The sequence below is a fragment of the Paenibacillus sp. TCA20 genome (assembly GCF_000732325.1).
In the GTDB taxonomy this organism is placed as follows: Bacteria; Bacillota; Bacilli; order Paenibacillales; family Paenibacillaceae; genus Paenibacillus; species Paenibacillus urinalis.
Genome location: NZ_BBIW01000001.1, coordinates 616,014 through 627,573, shown reverse-complemented (window position 1 = coordinate 627,573; position 11,560 = coordinate 616,014). Strand labels below are relative to the sequence as shown.

Sequence of the window (11,560 nt, the reverse complement as noted above, 5' to 3'; positions counted from 1 at the left end):
CTTCACTTTACTTTTCATTCCACGTTCAAGTATCATGAGAGAAATAAAGTAGGCATACAAAGGAGCTTAGCCATGAAGACGATGACAAATCATAGCAAGATAGTAGACTGTACAATCCGAGACGGCGGCCTCGTGAATAATTGGGATTTCAGTGTGGAATTTGTACAGAAGCTGTATGAGAGCTTAAATGAAGCAGGCGTTGAATATATGGAGGTTGGATATAAAAACTCCCCTAAGCTGCTGAAGGGTGCCGATAAAGCAGGGCCTTGGCGCTTCTTGAACGATGATTTCTTAAGAAAGGTCATTCCGCAAAAGGGCAACACCAAGCTGTCCGCACTGGTAGACATCGGAAGAGTAGACGAAAATGACATTCTTCCCCGCAGCGAAAGTATGCTGGATTTGATCCGTGTTGCTTGCTATATCAAGGATGTGGACAAGGGTCTAGAGCTGGTACGCATCTTCCATGAGCGTGGTTACGAAACGACTCTTAATATTATGGCGTTATCTAATGTGATGGAGAACGAGCTTCTTGAAGCATTTGAGATGATCAATGAGAGCGTAGTTGATGTTGTATACATTGTCGATTCATATGGAAGCCTGGATCACAGTGACATTAAATATCTGGTTGAGAAGTTCAAGCTTCATCTGCCTAACAAACGGCTTGGTGTTCACACCCACAATAACATGCAGCTCGCATTCTCCAACACGCTAATCGCTTCTGAGCTTGGTGTTGAACTGCTGGATGCTTCCGTGTATGGAATGGGCCGTGCTGCCGGAAATTGTCCGACGGAGCTGTTAATCGCTCATTTGAAAGGAACCAAATACAAGCTCCGCCCTGTACTTGATGCGCTGGAGCAGCTCCTTGTACCTTTACGTGAGAAAGAAGAGTGGGGATATATCCTCCCATATATGATAACAGGTCATCTTGACGAGCATCCTCGCTCTGCCATGGCACTTCGTAATTCAGATGACAAAGATCGGGTCGTAGATTTTTATGATACGCTTACTACACCCGAAGTAAACTTTGATAAGTGAGGATTCTGCATTAATCCCATTAGGAACGATGAGTCGATCCTGGGGTTGAGCACTAGCCGTTTTGCTCGCAATATTCCATGACTAGGCACTCTCTACAAAATTGTAGAGAGTGTTTTTCTGTGTTTGAGTCTTAATACCTATAATTTACGCATTTACGCATGTATAAATCAAAAAAATAGTACAAAGTTTGCTGATTAAATGGTATTATAGTCCAGTGGATATCGAAGAAAATGTTGGAATATGTCACATCTCAACTGTAAATTATACGCTAACATAAGAAAAAATGTACTTTACGGACAATATTTAGGAGGCATCAATAAATGCTATGAGCATTAAGTTGAGACATCCCAAGTTCTTATGGACTGCGGGTGCTGGTCTTATATTATGTATCTTGAACCCATGGATAATGCCTTCCTTATCTTCAGAGCTTAGTCAGGAAATGATTAATTTATTTGGAATGGGCATCTCTCTTTGTTCGTTAATTATCTGCTTCTCTGCTTTTAACCAGGCAAGGCTACTGGAACAGGGGCATAGAACACATAACGGGCAGTATATTGCTTCTGTATTTTTTGCAGCAGGTTTTTTGGAATTGCTATTATTCATACACTATAGCGGAATTTCCTTCAGAAATGAGCTGCTGGTGGATACCTCCGATGTCATAATCATCGTATTTTTGACTCGGTTGCTCTGTGTAATGGGTATGCTTTATCTCGGGTTTTCTTCTCCGAAATCCCAGGAGCGTCCCATCCATAAATCTATAGGATTAGGCGCTGCTCTACTATATATGGCAGTCCTGCTTCTCCTTCTACAAAACAACGACAATCTTGACTACATCTTTAGCATTTATGACCCCTTGAACGAGATTGTAAATCCAATTCATTATGTGATACATATTTCTCTTTTGTCCTTCTTAATATTGGCTCTTCTGGGGCTGCTATTTTCAAAGGTAAAACGAGCAATGAATGTGAGCAAGAACCTTATACTTGGTATGATATTTTGTATTGTCAGTCAAGGCTTTATACTGCAGATTCAAGACGTATCGGATCTCTCTTTTACGCTGTCCATGATTTTTCAGCTGCTGGCCTATTTAATTTTTCAAGAGGTGTATTTCAACCTTTATGTCACAATTCCGCTTGAGCGGCAAACCGTCACCCGAGAGCAGCTGAACTACATGGCTCATTTTAATGAAGTCACGGGATTGCCGAATCGGAGATCTTTGATCTTACATTTACGTGATTGTATGCATTCTGCTTATTCAGAGAATCGGACGGTGGGTCTGCTGGTCATCAACATCAACCGTTTTAAGATCATAAATGATTCCCTTGGTTATCAGTTCGGTGATCAACTGCTGAAAACAACAGGAGAACGCATAAAGCAATACAGAGGCGGCAAAATCGAGGTGTTCTCGCTGGACAGTGACCGATATGCTGTCGTTTTAAGTGAATTTGTTGAAACAAAATTATTAAACAGGCAGGTAAGTGAAATACTTCAGCAATTTAAAGAGCCCTTATTATTGAAGGACCGTGAGCTGTACCTTACCCCGTCTGCTGGTATAAGTCTTTATCCATTTGATGGAAGTTCACCCGAGGAATTACTTCGTAATGCAAATACAGCCCTTCATTTCGCGAAGGATCATGGGATGGATCTGAACCGATATGCAGTCTCGATGAAACGGGAGGCACAGAAAAGCCTGCAGATAGAGCATGACATCAGAAAGGGCCTGAAGCGTGGAGAATTTTACTTGGAATACCAGCCGCAAATCGATCTAAGAACGAATGAGGTCGTTGGTGTTGAGGCACTCGTTCGCTGGCAGCATCCGGTCAAAGGGACGATTTCACCAGCCGATTTTATTCCCATCGCAGAGGAGAGCGGGCTTATAGTACCGCTTGGAGAATGGGTGCTTCAGGAGGCGTGTTCCCAGAATCGAAAATGGCAGCAGCAGTACAGACCCTTGTCGATCTCTGTGAACCTGTCCATCCGGCAATTTCAGGATGTGCATCTGACAGATCGAATTCAGCGCGTTCTGCTCGATACGGGCCTTGATCCGACATGTCTTGAACTGGAAATTACAGAGAGCACGATGCTGGACTTTGATCAGGGAATTGATGTTCTGGATCGGATCAAGAAGTTAGGTGTACAGATTAGCATTGATGATTTTGGGACCGGCTACAGCTCGTTACATTATCTTAAGAAGCTTCCAATCGATCGATTGAAGATTGATCAGTCTTTCGTTCGTGAGCTGATGGAGGACCGCAGCAACAAGGCCATCGTATCTACGATAACCTCTATGGCCAAGCATTTACAGCTTAAGGTCACTGCTGAAGGTGTAGAGAATGAAGAACAACTTCTATTTCTGCAGGAACAGCACTGTCATGAAGGTCAGGGATACTTTTTCAGCAAACCCCTTAGGTCTGAAGATTTTGAAACCCGATTCTTAAAGGTAGCTGTCTATAATTAGAAAGGCTAGATAGAATGAACATAGGACATACATAAATACTAGAATGAATCAATTTATAACTATAAAGAGTTGAAAATTGATAGGCAGCAGCGTTGTTTAATTAGCATCATAACCGTACAACAGTTCTATCCACTTAATCTATGAGTTCATTCTATCTAGAAAGCTTCTAATACTTCTCATACCAAAAAAACTATTGCAAGAATAAACGGTGAGTGATATATTATTAGTTGTCACCAATTAAGTAAGAATACATAACGATGACGGGATGTAGCTCAGCTTGGTAGAGCACCTGGTTTGGGACCAGGGGGTCGCATGTTCAAATCGTGTCATCCCGATTGTATATATGCGGGTGTAGTTCAATGGTAGAACTCCAGCCTTCCAAGCTGGTAGCGTGGGTTCGATTCCCATCACCCGCTTCACTGAGAGCCTTGCGATTTTTCGCGAGGCTTTTTTCTATAGGATTATAGATTTGTTTTTTGAAGCTGGAGTATAATGATGGAGAATTATCTGGACTTGAACACTTACAACATGAATAAAAGGGTGGATTAGAAATGCTGGGGGAATACGTATCTGCAACCGCCGTGTCAACGGCAACGAATTTTGTAATGATTGAGGAAACCGCATTCACACGTACATATCGAACGTACTTCAAGCCTCGAGAGAATGAACCGCTGGAAATGAAATTTTGGCACAGTAATGCGGTGGACTCTACCTGGGATGTGGGAGCTGTAGCCAAAGGGAGCATGCCTGGGGGAGAATGGAAGATTGAGTCGGCATATGTGGCTGTAAGTCAGGAAGAGCGGGATGGAAGTATCGTTCCAGGCTCGGGAACCCCGATTACATTTGAAGGAGAATATACGAAGCACGTACAGCCTGGAGAGCAGTTTTGGAGTGATGTCTTTACGATCGATGTGCTGCCGGGGCGTGACTTGGTATTTACCTGGACCCTGTCGACGCAAGCGGCAGGGAAGTCATTTCCCTACAACACGGATGGACTGCTTGTATCTGCTTATGCTGCAGAAGGGAGTAAGGCTTCAGAGGAATCGGGAGCATCCTTCACCGAGCTGGAGAATCAGCTGGTCTTGCCGGCATTTATCGGTTATAAACGACAAGTGAAGCATCGTATGGTCTTCCTGGGTGACTCTATTACACAGGGAGTAAGAACACCTAAAGACGGCTATGAAAATTGGGCTGCCCGTATTGCAGACGGATTAAGTGCAGAATACAGTGTCTGGAATATTGGATCAGGCTGGGCAAGAGCCTATGATGCGGCTAGTGATGGGCCATGGCTACTGAAAGCAAGGCAAGGCGATATCGTAGCTGTAGTGCTGGGTGTCAATGACATTGATATTGGCGCGCGCAGCAGCGAGGAGCTGCTTGAAGATCTGACAGTCATTGTTCGGAAACTGAAGCAAAATACGGAGGCTAATCCTCAGATTATTCTCTTCACCGTTCCTCCGTTTAATTTTGTAGAGCAGAGGGAAGAAATCTGGCGTACAGTGAACGAGACGTTACGCACAAGACCGCCTGAAGGTGTGGATTATGTATTTGATATCGCAGAAGTACTGTCCTGTTCAGCACCGGATGAGCACCGTATTCAGCAGAAATACATGAGCAATGAATTTGATCCGCACCCGAACGGTGAAGCAGGTAAACAGGTAGCGGACGCTTTCCTAAAATGGTTTCCGGAGAAGTTATTATAATCTTAATTAGGCATTTGCATATTTGCCTTTCTTTAAGTTCATGCTATACTAGGAACAATTATGATGAATGAGAGGTAACCACACGTATCATGGAGTAAAACACACGAAATCCTGGAGATAACTGTAAACCGATGGTGAAGCAGGTTAGCTGTATGCGGCTGACGTATCTAGGGACAAGTGTGCTTATTTCTACTGATAGGATACGTGTGGTTATTTGTGCTGTCTGATCCGTGGCCTCGTGCTGGACTTGAACCGGTCAGCTCTGCTTGCTCACGTACCGCAGGTGTATCTTTACCTGTCCTCCTATCCTCCAAAGTACGCTTCTTCTATAGATGAACGTCTAAGCCGCAGGCTCCTTGCCTGCGGTGTTTTAGCTTTTGTACAGAAAGAGGGAGATACGGTATGACAACACTTATTCATATGCGTGAGATTAGTAAGGATTGGAACGGAAAGAAATTGTTCGGACATGTCAATATGGAGGTTAATGAGAATGAGCGTATTGCTCTGTTTGGACGGAATGGTTGTGGCAAGACGACGCTGCTAAATATTCTGACAGGCAGTGAACAGCCGACGGAAGGTACATTAACCGTCCATCTTGAGTCTGAGGAAATCGGATTTATGCGTCAGGACTTTAAACCGGAGGAACATCTGAGTGTTAAGCAGATTGCCTATGTAGAGAGCGGAACTTGGGGAGTATTAAAAATGGATCTTCAGAAGGTCGAGGAACAGCTCGCCTCTGAACCTGATCCTTCTCCCGATTTGCTTCAACGCTATGGAGAGATCCTTGAGCAATATGAAGCCTTCGGTGGTTATTCTAAAGAGGCGGAGCTTGAGCGAATGATGACACATCTCGGTATTGGAGAAGAATTATGGGAACGCTCCTTTAGCTCACTAAGTGGAGGTCAGAAGACCAGGCTGCGCCTATCAGCACTGTTAACGAGAAAACCGAGGCTGCTTATTCTTGATGAACCGACCAATCATCTCGATCATGAGAGCATGGTCTGGCTGGAAGGCTGGATATTGTCTTATTCAGGCACCCTTGTTTTTGTCTCACATGACCGGACTTTTTTAGATCGGGTAGCCACGAGTATCTGTGAGCTCACTCCAGAGGGGACTCATAAATATCCAGGAGGCTATGAGGAATATAAGCTGCAGAAGGAGCGCGAGCGCAGAGAGCAGGCGACGAAATATCGTCAGCAGGAGCTTGCTAAGCAGGCGTTGGAGGAGTCCATCCGTAAATACCAGGAATGGTTTAAGATATCGCACCGAAATGCAGGGAATGTAACCGAGTCAAGAATAGCAGCGAGTTATTACAAGGCAAGGGCAAACAAAAATATATCAAGATATCACGCGAAGCAGAAGCAGCTTGAAAGGCTCGAGGGAGAGCGGGTTGAGAAGCCGCGCGAGGGTCCTAAAGTCAGTGTAGATTTAAAGGATGGCGAATTTGGCGCAAGGACATTTTTACAGCTCAGAGACGTGGAGTACACTTACCCTGCCGCTCAAACCCCTGTATTCTCCGGGATTAACCTGGTCGTTGAGCGTGGGAAGAGGATTGCTCTCCAAGGCGTGAATGGTGCTGGGAAAACGACACTGTTAAAGCTGATCACCGGCGAGTTGTCTCCGCAAAAAGGAGAGGTGAACCATCATCCCAAGACCAAAATAGGTTATTTCTCGCAGGAGCTTGAAGGTCTACAGCCAGAGATGACTTTGCTCGACAGCTTGCTCATTAATCCGTTCATGACACAAACAGAAGCGCGGACCATGCTGGGTAATTTCTTGTTTTCACGGGATGACGTGTTCAAGAAGATTGGAGAGCTGAGCATGGGTGAGAAATGCAGAGCTGCTTTTATAAGGCTGTACTTCAGCGGTTCTAACCTGCTCGTTCTTGATGAGCCTACCAATTATCTGGACATTGACACTAGAGAAGTCATGGAGGAAGCGCTGCTGAATTACGAGGGCTCGTTCGTATTTGTATCTCACGATCGGACACTTGTCCGTAAGCTGGCTAATCAGCTGCTCCACATGGGTAAGCATGAGCCTTTACGCATATTCGATGGGACGGTACAGGAATACGAGGAGCATTTGGCTAGAAAGAGTGAAACGCCGGAGGATCGTGAGGAGGAAGACCTGCGGATTCAGCTGCAGCATCGTTTGAATGAACTGCTGACAGGGTCTAGTTACGATCAAGTGAACTCCGGGCAACGGGCAAATGTTGAATCTTATTATATGGACAGTGCTACACTGCAAGAGATTCGGGAGATACGTTCACAGCTGGCAGCCTTGCAAAAGAAGGAAAAGCGGTCTTCCAAAGAGAGAGGATAGCCTATTTTGGTTGTGGGGCTTGCGAGTGAAGACGCATTTGCGTATAATAATGTAGCAAACTAGGCAAGACTTAAACGAATCAAATGCTTAGATGGAGAAGAGTACACAGTGCCTTTGAACAGGGAGGAAGCGCCAGAGATTGAGAGCGTTTCTACGAAATCAGGCTGTCGAAGTTCGCTCCGGAGCAGTTCCTTGAACATTAGACAGGGTATGGACAGTATGTACTTTATACCTTGTATGTCAGTAGAGGATACCGGTTCACGTCCCGTTATGAACGTGCTAAAGTGAGATTGAAATCGTAGAGCGGATATGGCTGAGGATAGATAGCTATATGAACAGCTGTACATGAATCTAACAAGGGTGGTACCACGGTCTTTTCGTCCCTTCATCGGGAGAGAAGGCCTTTTTTTGTTGAACAAAATCTTAGGGCAATTGAAGGAGGCTGCTGAACGCCATGAAAGAAAGATTGGAAGCTTTGAAGAATGATGCGCTTGCTGAGCTGGCAGGCGTAAATGATGCACAGGCACTTGGCGATATAAGGGTGAAATATTTAGGTAAAAAAGGTGCGCTTACTGAAATTTTGCGTGGTATGGGAGCACTGAGTGCAGAGGAACGTCCGGTCATTGGACAGGTGGCAAACGACGTTCGTGGTGCAATCGAAGCTGTAATTGAAGAGAAGCAGGAAGCATTTCAAAGAGCAGAAACCGAGAAGCGCCTGGCGAAGGAAACGATCGATATTACGCTGCCGGGACGTCGTCTGCCAGAAGGCGGGCTCCATCCATTAACGAAGGTTATCCAGGATCTTGAGGATATCTTTGTCGGTATGGGGTATCAGGTCGCTGAGGGTCCAGAGGTCGAAACGGACTATTACAACTTTGAAGCGCTCAACCTGCCGAAGAATCATCCGGCCCGTGACATGCAGGATTCCTTCTACATTACAGAAGATATTCTGATGCGTACACATACTTCTCCTGTACAGGTTCGTACCATGCTTGCAATGCAAGGTGAATCCCCTGTGAAGGTCATTGTTCCAGGTAAAGTATATCGGCGCGATGATGATGATGCTACGCATTCCTTCCAGTTCCATCAGGTAGAAGGAATTGTCGTCGGTAAAAACATTCGGATGAGTGACCTGAAGGGTACATTGCTCCAGTTCGTGCGTGAAATGTTCGGAGCACATACAGAGATTCGTCTTCGTCCAAGCTTCTTCCCATTTACCGAGCCTAGTGTTGAGGTCGATGTTACCTGTATCAAGTGCGGAGGAGCTGGCTGTCGTTTGTGTAAACAAACCGGCTGGATTGAAATTCTAGGAGCGGGTATGGTTCATCCTAACGTACTTGAGATGGGCGGCTATGATCCTAAGGAATACAGCGGCTTTGCATTTGGTATGGGTGTAGAACGGATCGCAATGCTGAAATATGGAGTTGATGATATTCGTCATTTCTATAACAGTGACCTCTCATTCCTGAAGCAATTTGCCAGATTATAATACCCTTTCAACAGACTGAATTAGAAGCTTATATAAATAGAAGGAAGTGATCGTAACGTGAGAGTATCAACAGAATGGTTATCTGATTATATTTCTCTAGAGGGTGTTGCACCTCAGGATTTGGCTGAGCGCATCACACGTGCGGGAATTGAAATTGATATTGTAGAAAATCGAAATCAAGGTGTGACCAAAGTTGTCGTCGGCTACGTAATTAGCAAGGAGAAGCATCCAGATGCGGATAAGCTGAACATTTGTAAAGTCGATGCAGGACTTGGGGAAGAGCTTCAGATCGTATGTGGAGCAAAAAATGTAGACGCAGGCCAGAAAGTTCCTGTCGCTCTTGTCGGAGCGAAATTGCCCGGCGGTCTAGAAATAAAAAAAGCCAAGCTGCGCGGCGCCCTGTCCCAAGGGATGATCTGTTCTGCCAAAGAGCTCGGACTAAATGACAAGCTCTTGCCTAAAGAGCTGCAGGAAGGAATCCTCGTACTGCCGGCTGAGCTTGAAGTAGGTACACCGATTGAGCAGGTACTGGGTCTTAATGACCATGTACTTGAGCTCGATCTTACGCCAAACCGTTCAGATGCATTATCTATGATTGGAGCTGCTTACGAGGTTAGTGCCATCTTGAGCAGAGATATTACATTGCCAGCACCGGAAGCAGATCTTAAAGAGTCTGGCTCAGCGGCAGCAGACCATATCTCCGTTCAAGTCGATGCTCCTGAGCTATGCACTCATTACTCGGCTAGATATATTAGCGGTGTATCGATTAAGCCATCTCCGCTATGGATGCAAAATCGTCTGATGGCAGCCGGTATCCGCCCGATTAATAACATCGTGGATATTACCAACTACGTTATGCTCGAATATGGCCAGCCGCTGCATGCATTTGATGCGGATCAGCTGTCGGGAGGCAGTATCGTCGTTCGCCGAGCAACCGAAGGCGAAACGATGATTACGCTTGACGACCAGGAACGTAAACTGAAAGACACGATGCTGCTGATTACAGATGGTGCTAAACCGGTCGCAATTGCCGGTGTAATGGGTGGACAGAATTCCGAAGTTACGAGTGATACAGCTAATATCTTATTGGAATCAGCTAAGTTCGACGGCACCACGGTTCGCAAGACATCCCGCGAACTCGGACTGCGTTCAGAATCCAGTCTTCGTTTTGAGAAAAATGTAGATCCTGGTTCTGTCATTCCTGCATTGAACCGTGCTGCATCACTGATCAGTGCTTATGCTGGAGGAAATGTGCATCCGGGAATTGTGGAGTCCACAGCAGGCTCCAATGAAGAGCGAGTGATTGCTCTCTCTGTGACCAAAGTAAATAACTATCTGGGTACATCGCTCTCTGCTGAGGAAATTCATGCGATTTTTGATCGCCTGCATTTCACCTATGAGACGGCTCAAGAGAACGAGCTTCTTGTCACTGTTCCAACACGCCGGGGAGATATTACGCGGGATGTGGATCTTATTGAAGAGGTTGCCCGTCTATACGGATACGATCATATTCCAACAACGGTAATTGAAGGACCTACGACTGCGGGATCACTGACGAAGCCGCAGCTCATCCGCAGAGCGCTGCGTGGCCTTTTGTCAAACGCAGGATATCAGGAGATGATCAGTTACTCCTTCGTTAATCCGGAGCGGTCGACACTATTTTCAGCCTTGACGGCAGGCAGCCAGTCAGTGAAGCTTGCTATGCCGATGAGCGAAGAGCTCAGTGTACTGAGAACTAGCGCACTTCCACAAATGCTGGAGGCAGCACAGTACAACCGTAACCGCAAGCAGGAGAGTCTCGCGCTGTTTGAGATCGGCAGTGTTTTTTATACAGAAGAAGAGACACTGACGAAGCAGCCTAAGGAAATTCCAGTGCTGTCTCTGCTCTTGTCCGGTAATCGCATTGAGAAGCAGTGGAATATTACAGCTGAGAAGGTCGATTTCTTTGATCTTAAAGGTGCTGTGGAATCCATATTTGCATACCTCGGACTTGAAGGTCAGATCAGCTACGCTGCGAATCAGCCGAAGGACTATCATCCGGGACGGTCGGCTTCCATATATCTGAAGATTTCCGGTGAGGAGCAGGTGCTCGTAGGAACACTCGGTCAAGTCCATCCTGAGCTTCAGCTGGCCTACGATCTAGGAGATACGTATATAGCGGAATTGTCCCTTGAAGCCTTGTATGATGAGGCTCTTCCTCCGCTAGTTTATCGTGAGCTGCCGCGCTTCCCTGCAGTTTCCCGTGATATTGCAGTGGTTGTAGAGCAATCGGTAGAGGCCGGCGTCTTGATGTCTTCGATCCGGGAGTCTGCTGGTGAATTGCTTCAATCGGTACAAGTATTCGATATTTATACAGGGGAGAAAGTGGGAGAAGGCAAGAAGAGTATTGCCCTTGCACTAACATATCGTCACAAGGATCACACCCTGACTGAAGAGGAAATTACGGCAGTTCATACGAAGGTGCTGACGGATCTGTCCGATAAAACCGGGGCTGAACTTCGCAAATAAGTTTTTTCCTGATTTACCCTTTATTTTTTGAGAAAAAAATTGCAG

The 11,560-nt window shown here is 45.8% G+C and carries 6 protein-coding genes and 2 tRNA genes; all 8 read left to right on the top strand.

Annotation, left to right across the window (positions count from 1 at the left end; all coding sequences use genetic code 11):
* Nucleotides 1-72: 72 nt before the first annotated feature.
* Nucleotides 73-1,035 (top strand): aldolase catalytic domain-containing protein, encoded by a 963-nt coding sequence (locus TCA2_RS02920; RefSeq protein WP_238546264.1) that lies wholly within the window; start codon nt 73-75, stop codon nt 1,033-1,035.
* A gap of 325 nt (nt 1,036-1,360) precedes the next feature.
* Nucleotides 1,361-3,493, top strand: coding sequence for a bifunctional diguanylate cyclase/phosphodiesterase (locus TCA2_RS02915; RefSeq protein ID WP_047910020.1), 2,133 nt, complete (start codon nt 1,361-1,363; stop codon nt 3,491-3,493).
* A 261-nt stretch (nt 3,494-3,754) separates the two neighbouring features.
* A tRNA-Pro gene (locus TCA2_RS02910) sits at nt 3,755-3,828 on the top strand.
* Nucleotides 3,829-3,838: 10 nt separating this feature from the next.
* Nucleotides 3,839-3,909: transfer RNA gene (locus TCA2_RS02905), tRNA-Gly, on the top strand.
* Between the two features lie 135 nt (nt 3,910-4,044).
* Entirely contained in the window at nt 4,045-5,196 is a 1,152-nt protein-coding gene (locus TCA2_RS02900; RefSeq protein WP_047910019.1) for an SGNH/GDSL hydrolase family protein, read from the top strand.
* 402 nt (nt 5,197-5,598) lie between these two features.
* Complete coding sequence (gene abc-f / locus TCA2_RS02895; protein ID WP_047910018.1) at nt 5,599-7,518, top strand: ribosomal protection-like ABC-F family protein; 1,920 nt, start codon at nt 5,599-5,601, stop codon at nt 7,516-7,518.
* A gap of 454 nt (nt 7,519-7,972) precedes the next feature.
* On the top strand, nt 7,973-9,007 hold the full coding sequence (pheS, locus tag TCA2_RS02890) for a phenylalanine--tRNA ligase subunit alpha (RefSeq protein ID WP_047910017.1): 1,035 nt from the start codon (nt 7,973-7,975) through the stop codon (nt 9,005-9,007).
* Nucleotides 9,008-9,064: 57 nt separating this feature from the next.
* Entirely contained in the window at nt 9,065-11,515 is a 2,451-nt protein-coding gene (pheT, locus tag TCA2_RS02885; protein WP_047910016.1) for a phenylalanine--tRNA ligase subunit beta, read from the top strand.
* The last annotated feature ends 45 nt before the right edge of the window (nt 11,516-11,560 follow it).

Excerpts from the sequence above, each read along its gene's own strand:
- TCA2_RS02920 (WP_238546264.1), top strand. The coding sequence starts at position 73 with ATGAAGACGATGACAAATCATAGCAAGATAGTAGACTGTACAATCCGA.
- TCA2_RS02915 (WP_047910020.1), top strand. The coding sequence starts at position 1,361 with ATGAGCATTAAGTTGAGACATCCCAAGTTCTTATGGACTGCGGGTGCT.
- TCA2_RS02900 (WP_047910019.1), top strand. The coding sequence starts at position 4,045 with ATGCTGGGGGAATACGTATCTGCAACCGCCGTGTCAACGGCAACGAAT.
- abc-f (WP_047910018.1), top strand. The coding sequence starts at position 5,599 with ATGACAACACTTATTCATATGCGTGAGATTAGTAAGGATTGGAACGGA.
- pheS (WP_047910017.1), top strand. The coding sequence starts at position 7,973 with ATGAAAGAAAGATTGGAAGCTTTGAAGAATGATGCGCTTGCTGAGCTG.